Below are 23787 nucleotides of genomic sequence, written 5' to 3'. Positions count from 1 at the left end.
CCCCTGGGAGAGGGCTGGGGTGAGGGTAACCCCTGAACGCGTGGAAAACGCTGCGCGGTTTTCCACCCTACCCGCCTGTTGGGCTTCGACGGTGGAGCTGTCTCAACCCAACCTACGGGTGCGCTTTGCCCCCTCTCCCCCTGGGAGAGGGCTGGGGTGAGGGTAACCCCTGAACGCGTGGCAAACGCTGCGCGGTTTTCCACCCTACCCGCCTGTTGGGCTTTGACGATGGAGCTGTCTCAACCCAACCTACGGGTGTGCTTTGCCCCCTCTTCCCCTGGGAGAGGGTTGGGTGAGGGTAACTCCTGAGCGCGTGGCAAACGCTGCGCGGTTTTCCACCCTACCCGCTCTGTTGGGCTTCGACGATGGGGCTGTCTCAACCCAACCTGCGGGTCCGCTTTGCCCCCTCTCCCCCTGGGAGAGGGTTGGGGTGAGGGAAAGCCCGGCTACCGCTGCTCACGACGACTGCAGATGCCGCTCGCGCTGCTCCTGGCGCTCCTTGGCTTCTACGCTGAGGGTCGCAGTAGGCCGCAACAGCAGGCGGGCAAGGCCTATGGGTTCGCCGGTCTCCTCGCACCAGCCGTAGTCGTCGCGGGCCAGGCGCTCCATGGCTTCGTCGATCTTGTCCAGCAGCTTCTTTTCCCGTTCCAGCTGGCGCAGTTGCCACTGGCGTTCCCGCTCGGCATTGCCGACATCGGCCGGATCGCCGTGGGTGTCCAGGCCGCGCAGGTCCTCCACCTGCTCGTCGATCAGGCGTTGCAGGTCGCCACGCTGGGTCAGCAGCAGTCGACGAAAGAATTCCCGCTGGACCTCGTTCATGTAGTCCGCGGCAGGTTGTGCCAGGAGTTCTTCAGAAGTCATGAGGCAGCCCTCAACCGGTAAATGTTATATTATAACACTTATCAGTGGCTCTAGCTTGCATCTGCCAGTCGTAGAACCCATCACAAAAATTCCGTAGTGCCTCCGCCAAAACCACTACACAACGGCAAAAGCCTGTGCGAAAGTAGCGTCACAACCTGTATGACAACCTTACAACCACATAAGCAGGTCTCCATGTTCGCCAAGGTTCCCGCCAATGTGCTGAGCGACAGCGTCGCTCAGCAGCTGCTGGACAAGATCGAAGCCGGCGTCTTCGCCCCCGGCAGCAAGATTCCCAGCGAAGCCCTGCTCTCCGAAGCCTTCGGTGTCAGCCGCACCGTGGTGCGCGAGGCCATCTCGCGGCTGAAGAACGAAGGCGTGCTGCAGCCCCAGCAGGGGCGCGGCATCTTCGTCACGGCCCACGCCAGCATCCGCCCGCTGCGCATCGACGCCGACGAAGCCAGCCTGCCCGGCAGCGTCTTCCACCTGCTGGACCTGCGCCGCGCCATCGAGGCCGAGATCGCCTCCGAAGCCGCCATCAATCGCAGCGAGACCGATCTGGTGGCCATCGACGAGGCCCTGGCCGCCATCGACGAAGAGGTCGCCGACGGCCATGACGGGGTACGGGCCGACGTGGCCTTCCATCGCACCATCGCCCAGGCCACCGGCAATCCCTACTTCATCAGGACCCTGGAATTCGTCAGCCAGTACCTGGAGACGGCCACGCGCATCACCCGCACCAACGAGGCGCGGCGCGAGGACTTCTCCCGCCAGGTGCATGAAGAACACCAGGCCATCGTCGCCGCCATCCGCCTCGGCGATCCCCTGGCCGCCGCCAACGCCGCCCGCCAGCACATCTACAACGCCGCCCGCCGCCTGCGGCAGGCCGGCTTCGCCTGACCTTTTTACGGAGAACAACAAGATGCAAGACAACGTCGGTGTCATCGGTCTCGGGGCCATGGGTCTGGGCGTCGCCCGTTCGCTGCTGCGTGCGGGTTTCGCCGTGCATGCCTGTGACGTGCGCGCCAGCGTGCTGGAAAGCTTCGCCAGCGAAGGCGGCGTAGCCTGCACCTCGCCTGCGGCCCTGGCCGACAGCTGCGACATCCTCATCACCGTGGTGGTCAATGCCGAGCAGACCGAAGCCGTGCTGTTCGGTGAAGGCGGCGCCGCCTCTGCCCTGCGTCCGGGCAGCCTGGTGATCGCCTGCGCCACCGTGGCCCCGGCCTACGCCGTCGAGCTGGGCGAGCGCCTGGCCGAGCGCGGCATCCTGCTGCTGGACGCCCCGCTCTCCGGGGGCGCCGCCAAGGCCGCCAGTGGCGAGATGACCATGATGACCTCCGGCACTGCGGAAGCCTATGCCAAGGGCGAGGCGGTACTGGCCGCCATGGCCGGCAAGGTCTATCGCCTGGGCGATGCACCCGGCCAGGGTTCCAAGGTCAAGATCATCAACCAGCTGCTGGCCGGGGTGCATATCGCCGCCTCCGCCGAGGCCATGGCCCTGGGCCTGCGCGAAGGCGTCGATCCGGACGCCCTCTACGAGGTCATCACCCACAGCGCCGGCAATTCCTGGATGTTCGAGAATCGCGTACCGCACATCCTCAAGGCCGACTACACCCCGCTGTCCGCCGTGGACATCTTCGTCAAGGACCTGGGCCTGGTGCTGGATACCGCGCGCACCTCGAAATTCCCGCTGCCGCTGTCGGCCACCGCCCACCAGATGTTCATGCAGGCCTCCACCGCAGGCTTCGGTCGTGAAGACGACTCGGCAGTGATCAAGATCTTCCCGGGCATCGAGTTGCCCAAGGCGGCGGAGTGAAACCCATGAGCCAGACCGAGACCCGCCCGCTGCTGGGCTGCATCGCCGACGACTTCACCGGCGCCACCGATCTCGCCAACATGCTGGTACGTGGCGGCATGCGCACCGTGCAGGTGATTGGCGTGCCCGCGGCCGACGCCGAACTCGAAGCGGCCGACGCCGTGGTAGTGGCGTTGAAATCCCGCACCACGCCGGCCGCCGAGGCGGTGAGCGAATCCCTGGCCGCCCTCGCCTGGCTGCGCCAGCGCGGCTGCCGGCAATTCTTCTTCAAGTACTGCTCGACCTTCGATTCCACCGCCGCAGGCAACATCGGCCCGGTAGCCGAGGCCCTGCAGGAGGCACTGGACTGCGATTTCACCCTGGCCTGCCCGGCCTTCCCGGAAACCGGGCGTACCCTGTTCCGCGGCCACCTGTTCGTGCAGGACCAGCTGCTCAGCGAGTCCGGCATGCAGCACCACCCGCTGACGCCCATGGGCGACGCCAACCTGGTGCGGGTGCTGCAGGCGCAGAGCCGTGGCAAGGTAGGGCTGCTGCGCTACGATCAGGTCGCCAAGGGCCCCGAGGCCGTGCGCGCGGCCATCGCCGAACTGCGTACTTCGGGTCATCGCCTGGCCATCGCCGATGCCCTGTCCGACGCCGATCTGCATACCCTGGGCGCGGCCTGTGCCGAGCTGCCCCTGGTCACCGGTGGTTCGGGCATCGCCCAGGGCCTGCCGGAGAATTTCCGCCGCGCCGGCCTGCTCCAGGCCCATGACGCTGCCGCCCTGGCGCTGCCCGCCGGTGGCGAAGCCGTGCTGGCCGGCAGCGCTTCCCAGGCCACCAATGGCCAGGTCGCCGCCTGGCTGGAAGCCGGTCGCCCGGCCCTGCGCCTGGACCCGCTGGCCCTGGCCCGGGGTGACGACAGTATCGACGCCGCCCTCGCCTGGGCGCGCGAGCAGGGCCAGGCCGTGCTCATCTATGCCACCAGTCCCGCCGACGAGGTCAAGGCCATCCAGCGCGAGCTGGGCGTGGCGCGCGCCGGTGAACTGGTGGAGCGCGCCCTCGGCCTGATCGCCCGCGGCCTGTTCGACCAAGGCGTACGCTGTCTGGTGGTGGCCGGTGGCGAAACCTCCGGCGCCGTGGTCCAGGCCCTGGGCGTACAGGCCCTGCGCATCGGCGCCCAGATCGATCCGGGCGTGCCGGCCACCCTCGGCCAGGTGCAGGGCGAACCCCTGGCCCTGGCGCTCAAGTCCGGCAACTTCGGCAGCCGCGACTTCTTCGCCAAGGCGTTGCGCCAGCTGGCAGGAGAGCAGGCATGAGCGTCGAAGCCCGTCTGCGCGAAGAGATCTGCACCGTCGGCGCCAGCCTCTATGCCCGCGGCTACACCGTGGGCAGCGCCGGCAACATCAGCGCCCGCCTGGAAGACGGCTGGCTGATCACCCCTACCGACGCCTGCCTGGGTCGCCTCGATCCGGCGGCCATCGCCAAGGTCGGCCTGGAAGGCGACTGGGTCTCTGGGGACAAGCCATCCAAGACCCTGGCCCTGCATCGCCAGGTCTACGACCGCAATCCCGGCGTGGGCGGCGTGGTGCACACCCACTCCACCCACCTGGTGGCCCTGACCCTGACCGGGGTCTGGCGCCCGGACGACATCCTGCCGCCCATCACCCCCTACCAGGTGATGAAGGTCGGCCATATCCCGCTGATCCCCTATGCCCGCCCCGGCGCCGCCAGCGTCGCCGAGCAGGTGGCGCAACTGGCCAACCGGGTAAGGGGCGTGATGCTCGAACGCCTCGGTCCGGTGGTCTGGGAAAGCAGTGTGAGCAAGGCCAGCTTCGCCCTTGAGGAGCTGGAAGAAACCGCGCGGCTGTGGCTGCTCAGCGAGCCACGCCCGGCGCCGCTCGATGCCGCCGCCCTGGCCGAACTGGCGGAGACCTTCGGCGCCGTCTGGTGACCTAAAGCCCGCGCTACCGCAACACCCCACGATGGCCCTCGCCGGCCGTCGCGGGATCGGCTTGCCCTGGAAAAACAACAATAGCGAGGAAAGTGCCATGTCCCACGTCGTCAGCCCTACCCGCCCGGAGTCCCGCTCATGAGTCCGTTGCTGCTGGTCCTCATCGCCGCGGCGGGCATCGCCCTGCTGCTGTTCCTCGTTCTCAAGTACAAATTCCAGCCCTTCGTGGCGCTGATGCTGGTGAGCATCCTGGTGGCCCTGGCCGCTGGCGTGGAACCGTCCAAGCTGGTCGCCACCATCGAAGGCGGCATGGGCAAGATCCTCGGCCACATCGCCATCATCATCGCCCTGGGCGCCATGATCGGCCGCATCATCGAACTCTCCGGCGGTGCCGAGGCCCTGGCCAAGACGCTGATCGAGCGCTTCGGCAACAGACGCACGCCGCTGGCCCTGACCCTGGCCGGCTTCCTGGTCGGCATCCCGGTGTTCTTCGAAGTCGGCGTGATCGTGCTGATGCCGCTGGCCTATGGCATCGCCCGCACCGCGCGCAAGCCGCTGATCGTCTTCGCCCTGCCGATGTGCGCCACCATGCTCACCGTGCACGCCATGCTGCCGCCCCACCCGGGCGCCGTGGCCGCCGCCGGCCAGCTGGGCGCCGACCTGGGTCGGGTGCTGCTGCTCGGCCTGCCGATCACCGCCGTGCTGGCCCTGATCGGCTGGTGGGTGGCCGGGCGCATGACCCGTCGTCACTACCCCATGACCGACGACATCCGCAGCGACGTCTATGGTCCGCAGATCACCGACACCCACCTGCAGCAGTGGGGCCGCGGTCAGGACATGGCCCCCGGCCTGCCCAGCCTCGGCGCCGCCGCGGTCAAGGTCGACGAGACCCCGGCCGGCCTCGCCGCCGGCCTGCCGCCCGCCCCGGCCCCTGGCTTCGGCCTGGTGGTGACCCTGATCCTGCTGCCCATCGTGCTGATCCTGCTGGGCACCCTGGCCACCAGCTGGCTACCGGCCGGCAACCTGCTGCGCGACATCTTCACCGTGATTGGCGCGCCCCTGGTGGCGCTGCTGATCGACACCCTGCTGTGCGCCTATGTGCTGGGTTTCCGCCGCGGCTGGTCGCGCGAACAGGTCTCGGACGTCATCGGCTCGGCGCTGCCCGGCGTAGCCATGGTCATCCTCATCGCCGGTGCCGGCGGCGTCTTCGGCAAGGTGCTGGTGGACACCGGTATCGGCGCGGTGGTCTCGGAGCTGCTGCGCGCTACCGGCCTGCCGGTGCTGGCGCTGGGCTTCGTGCTGACCCTGCTGCTGCGCGCGGTCCAGGGTTCCACCACCGTGGCCCTGGTCACCACCGCCGGCATCCTCGGCCCGCTGATCGCCACCCTGGACCTCTCGGCCAACCACATGGCCCTGCTCTGCCTGGCCATGGGCGCCGGTGGTCTGGCCGTGTCGCACATCAACGACGCCGGCTACTGGATCTTCACCAAGCTGGTCGGCCTGAGCGTCGCCGACGGCTTGCGTACCTGGACCGTCCTGACCACCCTGCTGGGGTGCCTGGGCTTCGCCATCACCCTGCTGCTCTGGCCCTTCGTCTGATCTGGGAGACAAGCCATGCCCCGTTTCGCCGCCAACCTCAGCATGCTCTACCCCGAGCATGCCTTCCTCGACCGCTTCGCCGCCGCCGCGGCGGATGGCTTCCAGGCCGTGGAATACCTCTTTCCTTATGAGCACACCGCCGCCGAGATCAAGACACGCCTGGACGCCGCGGGCCTGACCCAGGTGCTGTTCAACGCCCCGCCCGGTGACTGGGCCGCGGGTGAACGTGGCCTGGCCGCCCTGCCCGGTCGCGAAGCCGAATGCCGCGCCGGCATCGACCGCGCCCTGGACTACGCCGCCGTGCTGGGCAATCGCCTGGTGCATGTGATGGCCGGCCTGCTGCCCGCCGGAGTCGACCGGGCCCGAGCCCGCGACACCTACCTGGGCAACCTGGCCCATGCTGCCGAACAGGCGGCCAAGGCCGGGGTGACGATTCTCATCGAGCCGATCAACCCGCGCGACATGCCCGGCTATTTCCTCAATCGCCAGGATGACGCCCAGGCCATCCGCCAGGCCATAGGCTCTGACAATCTGAAGGTGCAGTTCGACTGCTACCACTGCCAGATCGTCGAGGGCGACGTCAGCAAGACCTTCGAGCGCGACTTCGCCGGCATCGGCCACGTGCAGATCGCCGGGGTACCCGATCGCCACGAACCGGATCTGGGCGAGCTGCACTATCCCTATCTGTTCGAGCGCTTCGACGCCCTCGGCTACGACGGCTGGATCGGCTGTGAGTATCGCCCCCGCGGCGACACCTCGGCCGGGCTGGAGTGGTTGCGCAAGCTCAAGGCCTGAGTCCCTGTTGGGCTTCGACGATAGAGCCGTCTCAGCCCAACCTACGATTAGGTTTGTAGGGTGGACAACGGCGCAGCCTTGTCCACCGTCAGGCACCTAGGCCCGGTGGAAAACGCTGTGCGGTTTTCCACCCTACGGGGCTATCGCGGACCGCCATGGCCGCGCTAAAAACGCTCGCCCCTACACCTCCACCACCGCCAACGGCTGCCCCAGGCGTCGGCGGAATTCCTCCAGGAAGGCCGGGGCGAAGGCCCGCGCCGGCCAGTGGTTGAAGATGAAGCCCAGGTCGGAAAAGGCGCAGGGCTGGGGGAAATCGAAGCCGTTGATGTCGTCTTCGTGAGCGCATTCCGGGCAGGCGAAGTTGTCGCTTTCCGCCGGCATCCAGACTTCCAGGTGCTCGAACAGCGCCTCGCCAATCTCGCGGCGGCAGGCGGGGCAGCGGGCGCGACCCTCGAAGCCGGCCAGCGGGGTGAAGATGCAGCGTTCGGTGACGATCTCCAGGCCGCCGTCGGCGAAGTCGCGCGGATCGTCCATGCCTGGCGCCAGGCGCAGCACCTCGGTCAGTCGCGGCCCCGGCGCATGGCCACGCCGGCCGCGACTGGGCAGGCAGGGCGAGGCCTCGGCCCTGACCACGCCGCTGGCGGCGAGCCAGCCAAGAATCTCCACGGCGGTGCGCTCCACCCGCGGATGGCTGGAAATGCGGGGAGCGAGGATGGTCTGGCGCAGGGTCATGGAACACGCGTCTCGAAGGAAGGGGCGCGCAGCTTAATGGGCTGCTCGCCGCGCGCCCAGAGCTGCTAAGGTGAGGCCGACGAAAGCCACAGAAAGCGCCCCATGTTCAAGGATCCCTTCGCCCGCCTCGGTCTCGATCGCGAGGTGCTCAGCGTCAGCCAGCTCAACAGCCGCGCCCGGGTGCTGCTGGAAGATGTCTTCGCCCAGGTCTGGGTCGAGGGCGAGATCTCCAACCTGGCCAAGCCCGCCTCGGGCCACCTCTATTTCACCTTGAAGGACGGCCAGGCCCAGGTGCGTTGCGCGCTGTTCCGCCAGCACGCCAGCCGGGTGCGCCAGGCGCTACGCGACGGCCTGGCGGTCAAGGTGCGCGGCAAGGTCTCGCTGTTCGAAGGCCGCGGTGACTACCAGCTGATTCTCGACAGCGTCGAGCCGGCCGGCGACGGCGCCCTGCGCCTGGCCTTCGAGGCGCTGAAGGAGCGCCTCGCCGCCGAAGGACTGTTCGCCGCCGAACGCAAGCGCGCACTGCCCGCCCATCCGCAGCGCATCGGCATCGTCTCCTCGCCCACCGGCGCGGTGATCCGCGACATCGTCAGCGTGTTCAAGCGACGGGCGCCCCAGGTCGAACTGACGCTGATCCCCACCGCGGTGCAGGGCCGCGAGGCCACTGCCCAGATCGTCCGCGCCCTGCAACTGGCCGATCGCCAGGGCTTCGATGCGCTGATCCTGGCGCGCGGCGGCGGCTCCCTGGAAGACCTCTGGTGCTTCAACGAAGAACCCGTGGCCCGCGCCCTGGCCGCCTGCCAGACCCCGGTGGTGAGCGCCGTGGGGCACGAGACCGATGTCTCCATCGCCGACTTCGTCGCCGATGTCCGCGCCCCTACCCCGTCGGCGGCGGCGGAATTGCTCGCGCCTCATAGCGCCGACCTGCGCCAGCGCCTGGACGGCCTGCATCGCCAACTGCTCTTGCGCATGCGCGAACGGCTGGCCCGCGAACGGCTGCGCCTGGACGCCTGCAGCCGGCGCCTGCGTCACCCCGGCGAGCGGTTGCGCCAGCAGGCCCAACGGCTGGACGACCTGGATCTGCGCCTGCGCCGCGCCTATGTCATCGCCCAGAATCGCCGCCGCGATCGCCTGGCGCACCTGGACACCCGCCTGGCCGGCCAGCATCCCGGGCGCCAGCTGGCCCTGCTGCGCCAACGGCTGGAGCAACTGGCCGAACGCCTGCCGCGGGTCATGCAGCGGCAGCTGAAGGAGCGCCAGCAGCGCCTGGCCGGTACCGTCCAGACCCTGCAGATCGTCAGCCCCCTGGCCACCCTGGGTCGCGGCTACAGCATCCTGCTCGACGAACACGGTCACGCCGTGCGTGCCGCCGCCGAGGTCGCCAATGGGCAGAAGCTCACTGCCCGGCTCGCCGAGGGTGAATTGGCGGTGCGGGTACTGGACAATCACCAGGAACCCACCACTCTGTCTCTGTTGGACTAATCGGTCCAACCCGGACCGATGGTGGCATGCATCTTGAACCCTCGGTCAGGATTTCCCCTACCGAGGCCCTCCATGCATTCCCTTCTGCGCGCTTCCCTGCTTCCCCTCACCACCGCCCTGCTGGCCGGCGCGGCCCAGGCCACGACCCCGCCCGCCGCGCCGCTGCAACCCAAGGTCATGCTCGTGGCGATGTTCGCCCCCGAGGCCCAGACCTGGATCGATCGCCTCAAGCTCACCCACAAGGTCGCCGTCGACGGGCTGTCCGCCGACTATCCCGATGTGCTCTGCAATGAGGCACGGGTGTGCCTGATGACCACCGGAATGGGGCATGCCAACGCCGCCGCCTCGACCCTGGCGCTGACCCTGTCGCCCAAATTCGACCTCAAGCACACCTACTTCCTGGTCGCCGGTATCGCCGGGATCAGTCCCAAGGAAGGCACCCTGGGCACCACCGCCTGGGCGCGCTACCTGGTCGACTTCGGCATCCAGTGGGAGCTCGATCCCCGTGACGTACCCAAGGACTGGCCCACCGGTTACCTGGGCATCAATACCCGCGGGCCTGGCGAGAAACCGCCGCTGGACTACAAGACTGAGGTGTTCGAACTCAATGTGCAGCTGAGAGACAAGGCCTATGCCCTGTCCCGCCAGGCCGAGCTGACGGAAAGTGCGGAATCCAAGGCCTGGCGCCAGACCTACGACTACGCCCCGGCCAACCAGCCGCCGGTGGTGACCCGTTGCGACACCCTGGCCGGCGATACCTGGTATTCCGGCACCCGCCTCTCCGAACGGGCCGAGGAATGGACCCGCCTGGTCACCGACGGCCAGGGCCGCTACTGCACCACCCAGCAGGAAGACAACGCCACCTACGAAGCGCTGCTGCGCGCTAGCCGCCTGGGCAAGGTCGACCTGCAACGTCTGGCGGTGGTCCGCGCCGGCTCCGACTTCGACCGCCCGGCCAAGGGCGCCTCCGAGGTGGCCAATCTGCTCGATTACGCCAAGCAGGGCGGTTTCGCTCCGGCCCTGGAAAATCTCTATCGCACCGGCAATCCGCTGGTGCAGGAGATCGTCGAACATTGGGACGTCTGGGAAAAGGGCGTGCCGGCGAGCTGAGACTCTGAGCCCTACCGGCGGGGCTGCTCCACGGTCCGCTCGGGTGACTGGGCGGCCGGATCGCTACCCGGCGCGCTTTTCTGTACCACCTCGCTGCGCTGGGGTGAAGGCGTTTCCGGTGACTTGTCGCAACCGGCGAGCAGGGCACCAAGGGTCAGCAGCGCCAAGCTGCTGGCAAGAGTACGAGGCATGGTCTTCTCCCTGGGGTTTGAAGAAGGACCCCGGGATTTCCCCGGGCGTTCCCGCCCAGGTCACCGCCAAGCCGGCGGTCGGCCCTGGCGATCTTCCAGGTGGATGGCGCAGTCTTACCTGCAGGACCGGCTTCTCCGGTCACCTATCAGGAATCCGCCATGCCCAGACCTGCCCTTTCCCGCCTCGCCCTGGCCACCCTGCTGAGTGCCCTGCCCCTGGCACCCGTCGCCCTGGCCGCCGAATCCGGCGCCAAACTGGAAAAGGTCGCCAGCTTCGATCACCAGGTCACCGGCGTGACCGTCAGCGAGAGCGGACGGATCTTCGTCAACTTCCCGCGCTGGACCGAAGACAGCGAGGTCTCGGTGGCCGAACTCAGGCCCGACGGCAGCCTGGTGCCCTATCCGGACCCGGCCTGGAACGGCTGGCGCAATGCCAAGCGCGACGAGCTGACCCCGGGCAATCACTGGGTCTGCGTGCAATCCGTGGTGGCCGACGGTCGTGGCAGTCTCTGGGTGATCGACCCGGGCGCTCCCGCCCAGGCGCTGGTGGTGCCCGGCGCACCCAAGCTGGTCAAGATCGACCTGGCCAGCAATCAGGTGAGCAAGGTCTATGCACTGGACGAGAGCGTGGCACCCCAGGGCAGCTACCTCAATGACGTCAGATTCAGCCCGGATGGCCGCCACGCCTATATCACCGACTCCGGTGCCCGCGGCGCCCTGGTGGTGCTGGATCTGGAGAGCGGCAAGGCCCGCCGCGCCCTGGATGGCGATCCGAGCACCCAGGCCGAGAAGGGCGTCAAGGTCAAGGCCGATGGCGAGCCGCTGGTGCGTCCGGATGGCCGTGGCGTGGAATTCTCCGCCGACGGTATCGCCCTCTCCCCGGCCGGCGACTACCTCTACTGGCAGGCGGTCAAGGGCAATACCCTCTACCGCATTCCTACCGCGGCGTTGCAGGGCGACGAACTCGGCAGCCTGCCGGCCAAGGTGGAAAAGGTCGGCGAGAACGGTCCGGCCGATGGCCTGCTGATGGACCCGCAAGGGCGCCTCTATGTCAGCGCGGTGGAAGAGCATGCGGTGAAGATCCGCGAGAACGGCCAGCTCACCACCCTGGTGCAGGACAAGAAACTGGTCTGGCCGGACACCTTCGGCCGTGGTCCGGATGGCACCGTCTATGTCACGGATTCGCGTATCCCCGAGATGAGCTTCTTCGATCCCAAGCAGAAGCCGGCGCTGGAAACCGTGCTCTACAAGATCGTCCCCAACTGACCAAGGGGGCCTGGGGCACCTTGCCCCGGGGCCCTCGCCTGCTCCAGCATGGGCGTTTTCGCCACCGGATGCGCCCATGCCCCGCCTGTTCGCCCTGCTCTGCTGCCTGCTGCTGACCCTGCCCGCCCATGCGGGCACCTACCTGCAACGCCTGCTGGACAAGCCCGTGCCGGGCGGCGTCGCCGTGGTCCCCATTCCGGGTGACGCCGCGCCGCGGGTGCGCTACCAGGGCAAGCCGGTGCTGGTGGTCAAGGATGGCAACGGCTGGGTGGCCATCGTCGGCATCCCCCTGGGCACCGCCGCGGGTCGCCAGCCGCTGGAGGTCGCCGGCGCCGCGCCCCAGGCCTTCACGGTCGGCAGCCGGCACTACGCCGAGCAGCGCATCACCCTGAAGAACCAGCGCCAGGTCACGCCCAACCCGGAGGACCTCAAGCGCTTCGAGCGCGAACTGGCCGAACAGCAGGCCGCCTACCGGCTGTTCTCGCCGAACCAGCCCAGCAACCTGCTGCTGGACAAGCCGGTGGAGGGTCCGCTCTCCAGCCCCTTCGGCCTGCGCCGCTTCTTCAACGGCCAGGAACGCAACCCGCATTCAGGGCTGGACTTCGCCGTGCCCGCCGGCACGCCGGTCAAGGCCCCGGCCGCTGGCAAGGTGGTACTGGTGGGTGACTACTTCTTCAATGGCAAGACGGTGTTCGTCGATCACGGCCAGGGCCTGATCAGCATGTTCTGCCACCTCTCGCGCATCGATGTCCAGATCGGCCAGGAGGTCCCGCGCGGCGGCGTGGTCGGCCGCGTCGGCAGCACCGGCCGCGCCACGGGTCCGCATCTGCACTGGAACGTCAGTCTCAATGACGTGCGGGTCGACCCGAGCATCTTCATCGGCGCCTTCAAGCCCTGACCGGCAGCAAACAATTGGTTGCAGTCGGGGGCATTGCCAGGCGTCCGGCGCTGGCTTAAAAGGGACGCCCTCCTCTGGCCCGACTTGGAACCGCCGCCATGACCCCAAGACCTAGCTTCGGCAGCGCCCTCGGCAGCATCCTGCTGGTCACCGCGGCCTGCTACCTGCTGGTAGGCTTCTCCCAGGGCTTCGTGCTGTCGGCCTGGTCCTGGCGCACCTGGGTGGTGTTCGCCGTCATGGTGACGATCTATCCGGTCGGCCTGTTCGCCGGCTGGTGGAAGAAGCGCGAGCCGGTGGAGCGCTAGGCCGCTCGCAGGCAAGACGGATCGCCGGCCACAACCGGATTCCGGGCTGTGCGAGCTGGTCAGCCCTGCGCCACTCAGCGCACGGGATCGAGGCGATACAGGCCGCCGATGGGGCACTCCATCCGGCTGCCCCGGGCATCGGTGGACACCAGGAAGTCGCCCGGACGCAGGCCGGCGGCGCGCGAGCGATAGCCGAGGCGATTGCCGGCGGCCAGGTTGCGACAGGGCACGGCGAAGTCCACCAGGTAAGCGCGGCCCAATCCCGTCCCCAGCGCCAGGTGCCGGGTATCCAGGTAGTGCCAGCCGGAGAGGTCGAAGCCCAGTATGGTGTCCATGGCCGCACCCTGCCGATAGCCGAGTTCGGCCAGGCGATCGTCCAGGGTCGGCGGTCCGAAGGGACGTCCGGCGCAACCGGCGAGCAGCAGCACGGCGACGAGGGTAAAAAAGGCAGGGAGGACGCGCATGGAAATTTTCCTGGAAGGGCTGAACCTTGGACCGACCCCGGGCGCCGAATACGGCAAGCGGGGCGCAGCTTTGCTAACGTGGCGTCCGTAGTATCCCGTCAAGAGACCCCCTATGCCCACGGCCCTGACCCGACTGATCGACGACCTCGAAAAACACCCGCAACTGCTCACCCTGGTCGCCTGCCTCGGCCTGTTGCTGGCGGCCTGGGTGCTCAACTGGATCGTCAAGCGCATCCTGGTGCGCGGCTTCTATCGCCTGCTGCGCAGCACCTCCTTCGGCCAGGATCACGAACTCAATCACCATCGCGTCATCGGTAGGCTGGCCAATATCGTCCCGGCCCTGGTGCTGTCGATCGGCATCGAACTGGTGCCCGGGCGTCCCGAGGCCCTGGTCACCGTGGTGCAGAACGTCTGCAGCGCCTTCATCGTGCTGACCATCGCCCTGGCCCTGGGCAGCGCCCTGAACGTGGTCAACGTGCTCTATTCGCGCCGGCCCTCGGCGCGGCTCAAGCCGATCAAGGGCTATGTCCAGGTCAGCAAGATCGTCATCTACGCCATCGCGGTCATCCTGATGATCGCCACCCTGATCGATCGCTCGCCGCTGATCCTGCTCTCCGGCCTCGGCGCCATGGCCGCGGTGCTGCTGCTGATCTTCCAGGACACCCTGCTCTCCCTGGTGGCCAGCGTGCAGATCTCCAGCAACGACATCATCCGCGTCGGCGACTGGATCGAGATGCCCCAGCTCAACGCCGATGGCGACGTCATCGACATCGCCCTGCACACGGTCAAGGTGCAGAACTTCGACAAGACCATCACCACCATCCCCACCAAGAGATTCATCACCGACTCCTTCCGCAACTACCGCGGCATGCAGGAAGCCGGTGGCCGCCGGATCAAGCGCGCGCTCAACATCGACCAGAACAGCGTGCACTTCCTCAGCGACGCCGAGCGCGAGCACCTGCACCGCTTCAACCTGCTGGACGACTACCTCACCGCCAAGGAGCAGGAACTGGCGGACTGGAATCGCAAGCTGGAAAAGCGCGGCCAGGAGCCGGTCAACACCCGCCGGGTCACCAACCTGGGGACCTTTCGCGCCTATGTCGAACGCTACCTGCGCGCCCATCCCGGGGTGCATCAAGGCATGACCCTGCTGGTCCGCCAGATGCCGCTCTCCGGCGAGGGTCTGCCGGTGGAGATCTACTGCTTCACCAACACCACGGTGTGGGCGCAATATGAGGGCATCCAGGGGGACATCTTCGATCACCTGCTCTCCATCCTCCCGGAATTCGGCCTTCATGTGTTCCAGCACCCGAGCGGACGCGACTTCCGCGGGCGGCTGGAACCGCGCGAGGCCATGACCTCCCTCGGCGAACCGGGCACCCCGGCGCCCTGATCGCCCGCCCCGGCCTAAGGAAAGACCATGATCGTCGTCCACCACCTGAACAACTCCCGCTCCCAGCGGGTGCTCTGGCTGCTCGAAGAACTCGGCATCGAGTATCGGGTGCAACGCTACGAGCGAGCGGCGGGCGGCCTGTTCGCCCCGCCGGAGTTGCGCAAGGTGCATCCGCTGGGCAAGTCGCCGGTGATCGTCGACGGTGAGCTGACCCTGGCCGAATCCGGCGCCATCGTCGACTACCTGGCACGGCGCTACGGGCCGCAACTGCTGCCCGCCCAGGACAGTCCGGAGTTCGTGCGCTACACCTACTGGCTGCACTACGCCGAAGGCTCGGCCATGACGCCGCTGCTGCTCAAGCTGGTGTTCGACCGCATCGCCACCTCGCCCATGCCCTTCTTCGCCAGGCCCATCGCCAAGGGCATCGCCGCCAAGGCCACCGCGAGCTTCATCCAGCCGCAACTGGACCTGCACCTGGACTACCTGGAAAGCCAGCTGGGCGCCAGCGGCTGGTTCGTCGGCGACCGCTTCACCGCGGCCGACATCCAGCTCAGCTTCCCGCTGGAAGCCGCCGCCAGCCGCGCCGGTCTGGACAACGGCAAGCGCCCCAAGCTGGTGGACTTCCTCAAGCGCATCCATGCCCGTCCGGCCTACCAGCGCGCGCTGGAACAGGGCGGGCCCTACGTCTACGCTTGAAGCTGGGTCTGTTGGGCCGCGCTAAACGCTCAACCCAACCTAGGGTCCTGCGCCTCCTCTCCCTCGGGGAAAGGCTGGGGTGAGGGGAAACTCCAGCCCCGTAGCGTGGAAAACCGCGCCAGCGTTTTCCACTGACGGCCCGGTGCCTTAGCCGCGTGGACAAGGCTGCGCCGTTGTCCACCCTACACGGCGTCCGGCTGGTCTCGGAAAACCCCCTCTCCCCCCGGGAGAGGGCTGGGGTGAGGGTCCTGCCCTACCGCCGCATCGGCATCCGGTCGACCGTGCCGAACAGCGCCTTGAGCGACCACCCCTGCTGCTCTCGCACCTTGACCCCGCCGTCCTTGCCGACCAGATAGAGCGTCGCCGGCTGGCCGGTACGGGCGTCCAGCGCCTTGAGCAGCGCCCGGGTCTGCTCCGGCCGCAGCGGCTCGTCGTTGCGACTACCAGCGTCGCCCACCACCGTATAGAGCACCATCTCGCGCTCGACGAAGGCTTCGCGGTTGGCCGGCTGCGCCAGTTCCTCGCGGAGCTTCGCGACCTGGGGATCATTGGCCGTCGGCGCGACCAGGATCAGTGGTCGCGTCTTCCAGCGTTCCGCCTCCAGAGGGTTGTCGGCCGCCTGGGCCGTTGAGGCCAGACCGGCGACCAGGGTGGTCGCCAGGCCTACCAGTGCGAGAGTCTTCATGGACGCCTTCCTTTCGTTCGGTTGCCGGGAATCGTCCAGCATTGACCCCGGCCCGGCGCCAGGGGTCGCTTCGGCGATCTCGGGTTACACAAAAAACACCTCTCCTCCCATTTATAAATCACCAATACACAGCCACAACCGGCAATAAATCTCCACCAAAACCCCTTATGCGAACATTCCTGCCAATTTTAAAAAGAACATTGCGAGACCTGCCCTGGGCGGACTAACGTTAGCGCCATGCACAACGCCCATACCCTCATCCTCCTCCGGCAGCACCGCTGCCTGCGACTGGTCAGTCCACGACTGCGAAGCTCGACCGCGTTCGCTTCGTAAGTCCCGACCCCGCCCAAGGAAAGAATCCCCATGACCATGCTCAAAGATCCCTCGCAGAAGTACCGTCCCTTCACGCCCGTCGCCCTGCCCGACCGTACCTGGCCGGACAAGGTCATCGACAAGGCGCCGATCTGGCTGTCCACCGACCTGCGCGACGGCAACCAGTCGCTGATCGAGCCGATGGATGCCGAGAAGAAGATGGCCTTCTTCAAGTGCCTGGTCGCCGTGGGCCTGAAGGAGATCGAGGTGGGCTTTCCCTCCGCCTCCCAGACCGACTTCGACTTCGTCCGCGAGCTGATCGAGGGCGGTCATATCCCCGACGACGTCACCATCCAGGTGCTGACCCAGGCCCGTGACGACCTCATCGAGCGCACCTTCGAATCGCTCAAGGGCGCCAAGCGCGCCATCGTCCACTACTACAACGCCTGCGCGCCGAGCTTCCGCCGCATCGTCTTCGGCCAGGACAAGGCCGGTGTCAAGGCCATCGCCGTGGCCGCCGGCCAGACCATCGTGCGCCTGGCCGCCGAGCGGCCGGAGACCCAGTGGGGCTTCGAGTATTCCCCCGAGGTGTTCAGCTCCACCGAGACCGACTTCGCCGTCGAGGTGTGCAACGCGGTGATCGCGGTGTTCGCACCGACCCCAGCCAACAAGCTGATCCTCAACCTCCCGGCCACCATCGAGTGCGCCACGCCCAACAACTACGCCGACCAGATCGAGTGGTTCGGTCGCCACATCGACCGCCGCGACAGCGTGCTGATCAGCGTCCACACCCATAACGATCGCGGTACCGGCGTGGCCGCCTCGGAACTGGCGGTGATGGCCGGCGCCGATCGCGTCGAAGGCTGCCTGTTCGGCAACGGCGAGCGCACCGGCAACGTCTGCCTGGTGACCCTGGCGCTCAACCTCTACACCCAGGGCGTCGATCCCGAGCTGGACTTCTCCGACATCGACGCCGTGCGCAAGACCGTCGAGGAGTGCAACCAGCTGCCGGTGCACCCGCGTCACCCCTATGTCGGCGACCTGGTCCATACCGCCTTCTCCGGCTCCCACCAGGACGCCATCCGCAAGGGCTTCGCCCAGCAGAAGCCGGACGCCCTCTGGGAGGTCCCCTACCTGCCCATCGACCCGGCCGACATCGGCCGCGACTACGAGGCGGTCATCCGCGTCAACAGCCAGTCGGGCAAGGGCGGCATCGCCTTCCTGCTGGAGCAGGAATACGGCATCAGCCTGCCGCGTCGCATGCAGATCGAATTCAGCCAGGTGGTGCAGCGCGAGACCGATCGCCTGGGCCTGGAGATGAGCGCGGCGCAGATCCATGCCCTGCTCGAACAGGAATACCTGCAGGCCAAGAGCCCCTACGCTCTGGTCAGCCACAAGCTGCGCGAGGAAGATGGTACCTCCACCGTCGACATCAAAGTCGCCGTCGAGGGTCGTACCGAGCATTGGCACGGCACCGCCAAAGGCCCGCTGGAAGCCCTGGTCGCCAGCCTGCCCCAGGCGGTGGAGATCATGGACTACCACGAGCACTCCATCGGCGCCGGCGCCAACGCCAAGGCCGCCTCCTACATCGAGGTCCGCCTGGAAGGCCAGCGTCCGCTGCATGGCATCGGCATCGACGAGAACATCACCACCGCCAGCTTCCGCGCCCTGCTCAGCGCCCTGAACCGCGCGGTCACTCAGGCCCAGGCCAAGGCCGCCTGACGCTGACGTTGGTCAAGCCCAAGGGAATACCGACCGGTATTCCCTTTTTTTATGGCCAACCAGCGGAGATACTCCCCACTTCCTCGGGATCGTCTCGTCTGCCCGGCACCTGCCGGCCGAGCAGTGTGTCTGGATAGGCAATGACTTCCACTCTGTCGCGAAATACCTCTCCGCTGCGTGACGCCACCGCGCTGGCACTGCTGTTCCTGCTCAGCTCGGTCCTGTGCATCCTCTTCACCCGCCAGGCGTCCACCACCGTGGCCACCCTCTGGCTGCCCAATGGCCTGGCGATCGCCTGGCTGCTGCGCTCGGCGCCCCGCCGCTGGCCGCTGCAACTGCTGGCGATCTGGCTGGCCGGCACCCTGGCCGAGCTGCCCTTCAGTGGCCAGCCGGCCATCGGCGCGCTCTATTCCCTACCCAATCTGGCCGAGATCCTGTTCGGCACCTGGCTGCTGCACGATCGCATCCTCCATCCCGAACGCAATGTCGCGGCCATGGGCCGCCTGCTGTTCTACGGGGTACTGGTGACACCCCTGGCCGGCACCGCTCTGGGAACGCTGATCGCCGCCCAGCAGGGCAATCCCGAGCTGCTGCGGGTCGCCTTGCACTGGTACCTCGGCGACGCCCTCGGCCTGCTGGTGGTGATGCCCCTGGCCTTTCTCCGCCGTCCGCTGCAGTGGCAGCAGTTCAGCCGCCAGGGCGCCCGCGAATTCGTCGTCCTGCTGCTGATCAGCCCCGGGCTGGTGCTCGCCCTGCTGGCCTACGTGCCCTATCCCTTCGTCTACGTCTCCACCCTGCTGCTGCTGATGACCCTGAGGCTCAGCGCCGCGGGTACCGCAGTGGTGGGCGGCCTGAACATCCTGATCTTCACCTACCTGGTGGCCCACGGTTATCTGCTCGGTGTCCGCGGCGCCTCCCTGGTACAGGAAGCCCTGACCTACATTCCCGTGGCCCTGATGCAGATTCCACCGCTGCTGCTGGCCGCCGCCGTGCAGCAGAGCCGTCATCACAACCAGCGCCTGGCGCGCAACGAGGCGCGCTTTCGCCATGCCCTGAGCGCCGCGCCCTATGGCATGGCGCTGCTGTCGGTGGAGGGCCGCCTGAGCCAGGTGAACCTGGCCCTGGAGGCCATGCTCGGCTATCCGCGCCACAGTCTCGACGGCCGCTTGCTCAAGGAGTTGAGCGCCGACGCCGAAGAGTCCCTGACGATCGAGGAAGGCGAACAGACCCGCCGTCTGCTGCACCGCGACGGCCAGGGGCTGTGGATGCAACTGGCACTGTCGCCCGACCATGACGACGGCGACCTGCTCACCGGCTATCTGCTGCAGGCCCGCGACATCGACGCCCAGCGCCGCGCAGAGGCGACCAACGCCAGGCTGCGCGAGCGGCTGCAACTGGCCATCCGTGCCAGCAACGTGGGGATATGGGAATGGGACACCCGCAGTCCGGGCTTCAATGCCGACGCCCGGCTGCGCGATCTCTATGGCATCGCCCCCGACAATCTCAGCCGGGACATGGACTTCTGGCTCACCTTCATCCACCCGGACGACAAGGCGCGCTCGCTGGAGGTGTTCGAGAAGGTCGTCAGCGAGTCGATGTTCTACACCTTCAACTTTCGCATCAACCGTGGCGGTCCCGGCGGCGAGGTCCGCCATATCCGTTCCGAGTTGATCTCGGTGGTCGAGGCCGACGGTCATGTACGCCTGGTCGGCAGCAACCGCGACGTCACCGAGCACCACCAGCTGACCACGGCGCTCTACGAGGAAAAGGAACGGCTGCAGGTCACCCTGGCCTCCATCGCCGACGCCGTGCTGACCACCGACATGGACGGCCGCATCCTCTTTCTCAATCCGGTCGCCGAACAGCTGACCGGCTGGTCGCTGGCGGATGCCCAGGGTCGACCCCACGAAGAGGTCTTCCGTATCCACGACAGCCAGAGCGACGAGGTGCTGCCCAGTCCGGTGACCCGCTGCCTGCGCGAGCAGACCATCACCTCCCTGGACGAAGGCGCGGTGCTGCTCAGCCGCCAGGGCGAAAGACACGAGGTGCAGGACTCCGCCGCACCGGTACGCACGGTGGATGGCCACATCATCGGCGCGGTGCTGGTGTTCCAGAACGTCACCCATGCCCGCAACCTGCAGCGCGAGCTGAGCTACAACGCCTCCCACGACGCCCTTACCGGTCTCTACAACCGCCTGAAGTTCGAGCAGGAGCTGGACGCCGCCTGGCAGCAGGCCCAGGCCGGCACCACCCAGCATGCCCTGTGCTTCATCGACCTGGACCGCTTCAAGGTGGTCAACGACTCCGCCGGCCATGCCGCCGGCGACCTGCTGCTGCGCGAACTGGGCACCCTGCTGCGCGATTCCCTGCGTGGCTCGGACGCGGTGGCGCGCATCGGTGGCGACGAATTCGCGCTGCTGCTGCGCGACTGCGACCTGGTACAGGCCGAGGCCGTCGCCGAAAAACTCATCGCCAGCATAGGTGCCGTGCGCTTCAACTGGCAGAACCGGATCTACGACGTCGGCGCCAGTGCCGGCATCGTCGCCATCACCGCCGAGACCCGCAGCCCGGCCGAATTGATGAGCCAGGCCGACGTGGCCTGCTACACCGCCAAGCACGCCGGGCGCAATCGCGCGGCGCTCTATCGCGCCGGCAGCGAGGACGTGGAGCGCCAGCACCGCGAGATCCTCATGGCCAGCGGCCTGCGCGAGGCCCTGGAGCAGCACCGCTTCGAGCTCCACGCCCAGACCATCGTCCCCACTCGCGCCACCGGCAGCACCGCGCAGCACGTCGAGCTGCTGCTGCGCCTGCGCGATGTCCAGGGTCAGCTGATCTCGCCGGCCACCTTCATCCCGGCCGCCGAGCGCTTCGGCCTGATGAGCAGCATCGACCGCTGGGTGGTGCGTCAGGTGCTGGTCGAGCTGGTGCCCTGGCTGCAGGAACGACCCGAGCTGCACGTGGGCATCAACCTCTCGGGCAACAGCCTGAGCGATCCCGACTTTCTGCCCGAATTGCTGGAGCTGATCGCCGCCTCGCCGCTGGATCCGCAGCGCCTGCTCTTCGAGCTGACCGAGACCGCGGTGATCAACAAGCTCTCGGTGGCCTCCGCGCTCATCAGCCAGGTCCGCGAACGCGGCTGCCGCATCGCCCTGGACGACTTCGGCGCCGGCCTCAGCTCCTTCGCCTACCTCAAGCACTTCCGCGTCGACTACGTGAAGATCGACGGCAGCTTCATCCGCACCCTCGATCAGGATCCGCTGGATCGCGCCATCGTCGAGTCCATCAACCAGGTCGCCCATCACCTGGGCGCCGAGACCATCGCCGAATTCGTCGAATCCCAGGCCACCTTCGAATTGCTCGGCACCATCGGCGTCGACTACGCCCAGGGCTACGCCCTCGGCAAACCCCTCCCCCTGCGGGAGTGGCCGGGGTCATCACGCCTCGAACCTTGAGCCGCGGCCATCGGTCGTAACCTGCATGACGCCCCCAACCGGATGAGGATTCCATGCACACTCGTACCCTTGGCCACTCAGACCTCCAGGTGCCGCCACTCTGCTTCGGTGGCAACGTCTTCGGCTGGACGCTGGACGAAGCCCAGTCCTTTCGCATGCTGGACGCCCTGCTCGAGGCAGGCCTGACCTTCATCGACACCGCCGACGTCTATTCGCGCTGGGCACCGGGCAACAGCGGTGGCGAATCCGAGACCCTGCTGGGCAAATGGTTCGCCCGCAGCGGCAAGCGCGACCAGGTGATCCTGGCCACCAAGTTGGGCATGGACATGGGCGAAGGCCGCAAGGGCCTCAAGGCCAGCTATGTGCAGCAGGCGGTGGAGGCTTCGCTCAAGCGCCTGCAGACCGATCGCATCGATCTCTATCAGGCGCATTGCGATGACGAGGATACCCCGCTGGAGGAAACCCTGGACGCTTTCGCCCGGCTGGTGGAGCAAGGCAAGGTACGGGTGATCGGCGCCTCCAACTACAGCGGCCAGCGCCTGCGCGAAGCGACCAGGATCGCCGAACGCCTGGGCGTGCCGGCGTACCAGAGCCTGCAGCCCCACTACAACCTGCATGCGCGCCAGGATTACGAGACCGACCTGGAACCGGTGGTCGAGGAACTCGGTCTGGGCGTGATCAGCTACTTCTCACTGGCCAGCGGCTTCCTGACCGGCAAGTACCGCACCAAGGACGATCTGCAGGGTTCGCGGGCGGAGATGGTCAAGCGCTACCTGGACGAACGCGGCATGGCCATCCTGGCCGGCCTCGACGAAATCGCCGAAAAGCACGACGCCACCCCGGCCCAGGTCGCCCTGGCCTGGCTGATCGCCCGCCCCAGCATCACCGCGCCCATCGCCAGCGCCACCTCCCAGGCCCAACTCGACGACCTGGTGGCCGCCACCCGGCTGCAGCTACCGGCCGATGACATCACCCTGCTGAATCAGGTCAGCGCCTATCGCTGAGGTGTCGCGACCACGGACGCGCACCGAGCAGCCCCCTCTCCCTTTGGGAGAGGGTTGGGGTGAGGGAGATCCCACGCAACCGATATCGAGCGCCCGCTCGGACAACCCCCTCTCCCTTCGGGAAAGGGCTGGGGTGAGGGTGGCTCCAGCAGCCGATATCAAGAGCGGAAAAGGCTGCGCCGTTTTCCACGCTACGCATCAGTCACCTCTGCAGCCGCTGATGATCTACCTGGCCGCCAAAGCCCAGCGCCCGCTCACACACCCCCCCTCTCCCTCCGGGAGAGGGCTGGGATGAGGGTGATCCCACGCAGCCGATATCAAGAGTGGAAAAGGCTGGGCCATTTTCCACGCTACGCATCAGTCACTTCTGCAGCTGCTTGATCATCTACCTGCCCGCCAAAACCCAGCGCCCGCTCGGACAACCCCCTCTCCCTCCGGGAGAGGGCTGGGGTGAGGGTGATCCCACGCAGCCAATGTCCCTGTGGAAAAGGCTGCGCGGTTTTCCACGCTACGGCCCTGCCCTACCGCACATAATCCAGCGGCAAGGCCGTGCTGTATTTGATCTGCTCCATGGCGAAGCTGGAGCTGACGTCCAGCAATCCGGGCACCTGGATCAGGCGCTTGTAGACGCCATCGTAGGCGGCGATGTCCGGGACCACGATACGCATCAGGTAGTCGGTGTCGCCGGCCATGCGATAGAGCTCGACCACCTCCGGAATGGCCGCCACCGCCTCGTGGAAGCGCTGAAGCCAGTCCATGGCGTGCTGGTTGGTGCGCACCGAAACGAACACCGTCACCCCCACGTTGAGCTGCCGGGGATCGAGCAGCGCCACCCGGGCGCGGATGACCCCCTGCTCCTCCAGCTTCTGGATCCGCCGCCAACAGGCGGTGGTGCCCAGGCCGATGCGCTCGGCGATATCGGCCACCGGTCGGGTGCTGTCCTGCTGCAAGATCTCGAGGATGGCGCGATCGAAGCGATCCATGAAATGGCTTTCTCCAGAAAAGCTATTTAAGAGAATTCTATTCTCCTGAAAACGCCAATAAGAGATAAAAAAGCAAATTTCTTCACGAGCG

At 67.2% G+C, this 23787-nt stretch carries 22 protein-coding genes; 16 read left to right on the top strand and 6 right to left on the bottom strand.

Annotation, left to right across the window (positions count from 1 at the left end; genetic code table 11):
- Nucleotides 1-456 precede the first annotated feature (456 nt).
- Nucleotides 457-861, bottom strand: coding sequence for an RNA polymerase-binding protein DksA (gene dksA, locus OMP44_RS00650; protein WP_280305917.1), 405 nt, complete (start codon nt 859-861; stop codon nt 457-459).
- A gap of 192 nt (nt 862-1053) precedes the next feature.
- On the opposite strand from dksA, the gene OMP44_RS00645 reads away from it, so the two are divergent.
- From OMP44_RS00645 to otnI, 6 genes are all read left to right on the top strand, one after another.
- Entirely contained in the window at nt 1054-1758 is a 705-nt protein-coding gene (locus OMP44_RS00645) for a FadR/GntR family transcriptional regulator (RefSeq protein WP_044341678.1), read from the top strand.
- A 22-nt stretch (nt 1759-1780) separates the two neighbouring features.
- Nucleotides 1781-2674 carry an L-threonate dehydrogenase gene (gene ltnD, locus OMP44_RS00640; RefSeq protein ID WP_158892799.1) on the top strand — a complete coding sequence of 298 codons (894 nt, stop codon included), beginning with the start codon at nt 1781-1783 and terminating at the stop codon, nt 2672-2674.
- A gap of 5 nt (nt 2675-2679) precedes the next feature.
- Nucleotides 2680-3972, top strand: a complete 1293-nt coding sequence (gene otnK / locus OMP44_RS00635) for a 3-oxo-tetronate kinase (RefSeq protein WP_280305912.1) — start codon at nt 2680-2682, stop codon at nt 3970-3972.
- Nucleotides 3969-4607: a 3-oxo-tetronate 4-phosphate decarboxylase gene (gene otnC, locus OMP44_RS00630; protein WP_280305911.1), complete on the top strand. Its 639-nt coding sequence runs from the start codon at nt 3969-3971 to the stop codon at nt 4605-4607. The genes otnK and otnC overlap by 4 nt, the downstream gene beginning before the upstream one ends.
- 138 nt (nt 4608-4745) lie before the next feature.
- Nucleotides 4746-6206, top strand: coding sequence for a GntT/GntP/DsdX family permease (locus tag OMP44_RS00625; RefSeq protein ID WP_280305910.1), 1461 nt, complete (start codon nt 4746-4748; stop codon nt 6204-6206).
- 15 nt (nt 6207-6221) lie between these two features.
- Nucleotides 6222-7001: a 2-oxo-tetronate isomerase gene (gene otnI, locus OMP44_RS00620; RefSeq protein ID WP_280305909.1), complete on the top strand. Its 780-nt coding sequence runs from the start codon at nt 6222-6224 to the stop codon at nt 6999-7001.
- A 180-nt stretch (nt 7002-7181) separates the two neighbouring features.
- Here the strand turns inward: otnI and OMP44_RS00615 are convergent, their stop codons facing one another.
- Nucleotides 7182-7733 (bottom strand): sugar ABC transporter ATPase, encoded by a 552-nt coding sequence (locus OMP44_RS00615; protein WP_158892809.1) that lies wholly within the window; start codon nt 7731-7733, stop codon nt 7182-7184.
- Between the two features lie 102 nt (nt 7734-7835).
- Between OMP44_RS00615 and xseA the strand changes: the two genes are divergently transcribed.
- Both xseA and OMP44_RS00605 read left to right on the top strand, forming a co-directional pair.
- Nucleotides 7836-9215, top strand: coding sequence for an exodeoxyribonuclease VII large subunit (gene xseA / locus OMP44_RS00610; RefSeq protein WP_280305907.1), 1380 nt, complete (start codon nt 7836-7838; stop codon nt 9213-9215).
- A gap of 72 nt (nt 9216-9287) precedes the next feature.
- A complete protein-coding gene (locus OMP44_RS00605; protein WP_280305905.1) occupies nt 9288-10325 on the top strand; it encodes a purine-nucleoside phosphorylase in 1038 nt (345 codons plus the stop codon).
- Between the two features lie 11 nt (nt 10326-10336).
- On the opposite strand, the gene OMP44_RS00600 is transcribed toward OMP44_RS00605, so the two are convergent.
- On the bottom strand, nt 10337-10516 hold the full coding sequence (locus OMP44_RS00600) for a hypothetical protein (protein ID WP_273862346.1): 180 nt from the start codon (nt 10514-10516) through the stop codon (nt 10337-10339).
- Between the two features lie 159 nt (nt 10517-10675).
- On the opposite strand from OMP44_RS00600, the gene OMP44_RS00595 reads away from it, so the two are divergent.
- From OMP44_RS00595 to OMP44_RS00585, 3 genes are all read left to right on the top strand, one after another.
- On the top strand, nt 10676-11782 hold the full coding sequence (locus OMP44_RS00595) for an L-dopachrome tautomerase-related protein (protein WP_273862344.1): 1107 nt from the start codon (nt 10676-10678) through the stop codon (nt 11780-11782).
- A gap of 76 nt (nt 11783-11858) precedes the next feature.
- On the top strand, nt 11859-12680 hold the full coding sequence (locus OMP44_RS00590; RefSeq protein WP_273862343.1) for a peptidoglycan DD-metalloendopeptidase family protein: 822 nt from the start codon (nt 11859-11861) through the stop codon (nt 12678-12680).
- 98 nt (nt 12681-12778) lie between these two features.
- Nucleotides 12779-12985: a hypothetical protein gene (locus OMP44_RS00585; protein WP_280305901.1), complete on the top strand. Its 207-nt coding sequence runs from the start codon at nt 12779-12781 to the stop codon at nt 12983-12985.
- A 74-nt stretch (nt 12986-13059) separates the two neighbouring features.
- Here the strand turns inward: OMP44_RS00585 and OMP44_RS00580 are convergent, their stop codons facing one another.
- Nucleotides 13060-13449 (bottom strand): DUF6491 family protein, encoded by a 390-nt coding sequence (locus OMP44_RS00580; RefSeq protein WP_133863195.1) that lies wholly within the window; start codon nt 13447-13449, stop codon nt 13060-13062.
- Between the two features lie 112 nt (nt 13450-13561).
- On the opposite strand from OMP44_RS00580, the gene OMP44_RS00575 reads away from it, so the two are divergent.
- Both OMP44_RS00575 and OMP44_RS00570 read left to right on the top strand, forming a co-directional pair.
- Entirely contained in the window at nt 13562-14842 is a 1281-nt protein-coding gene (locus OMP44_RS00575) for a mechanosensitive ion channel family protein (RefSeq protein ID WP_187980089.1), read from the top strand.
- Nucleotides 14843-14869: 27 nt separating this feature from the next.
- Nucleotides 14870-15538 carry a glutathione S-transferase family protein gene (locus OMP44_RS00570; RefSeq protein WP_133863197.1) on the top strand — a complete coding sequence of 223 codons (669 nt, stop codon included), beginning with the start codon at nt 14870-14872 and terminating at the stop codon, nt 15536-15538.
- Between the two features lie 253 nt (nt 15539-15791).
- On the opposite strand, the gene OMP44_RS00565 is transcribed toward OMP44_RS00570, so the two are convergent.
- The gene (locus tag OMP44_RS00565) at nt 15792-16223 is read right to left on the bottom strand and encodes a DUF4174 domain-containing protein (RefSeq protein WP_133862751.1); all 432 of its coding nucleotides are present in this window, start codon (nt 16221-16223) and stop codon (nt 15792-15794) included.
- 363 nt (nt 16224-16586) lie between these two features.
- Between OMP44_RS00565 and leuA the strand changes: the two genes are divergently transcribed.
- From leuA to OMP44_RS00550, 3 genes are all read left to right on the top strand, one after another.
- Entirely contained in the window at nt 16587-18257 is a 1671-nt protein-coding gene (gene leuA / locus OMP44_RS00560; protein WP_133862752.1) for a 2-isopropylmalate synthase, read from the top strand.
- A gap of 140 nt (nt 18258-18397) precedes the next feature.
- Entirely contained in the window at nt 18398-21709 is a 3312-nt protein-coding gene (locus tag OMP44_RS00555) for an EAL domain-containing protein (protein ID WP_280305897.1), read from the top strand.
- A gap of 53 nt (nt 21710-21762) precedes the next feature.
- Nucleotides 21763-22713 (top strand): aldo/keto reductase, encoded by a 951-nt coding sequence (locus OMP44_RS00550; RefSeq protein WP_280305895.1) that lies wholly within the window; start codon nt 21763-21765, stop codon nt 22711-22713.
- A 521-nt stretch (nt 22714-23234) separates the two neighbouring features.
- Here OMP44_RS00550 and OMP44_RS00545 read toward each other — a convergent pair.
- Nucleotides 23235-23696 (bottom strand): Lrp/AsnC family transcriptional regulator, encoded by a 462-nt coding sequence (locus tag OMP44_RS00545; protein WP_133862755.1) that lies wholly within the window; start codon nt 23694-23696, stop codon nt 23235-23237.
- Nucleotides 23697-23787: the final 91 nt, after the last annotated feature.

It is taken from the genome of Pseudomonas flavocrustae, assembly GCF_029872515.1.
GTDB lineage: Bacteria > Pseudomonadota > Gammaproteobacteria > Pseudomonadales > Pseudomonadaceae > Chryseomonas > Chryseomonas aestiva.
This window is presented reverse-complemented; position numbering and strand designations above follow the sequence as displayed.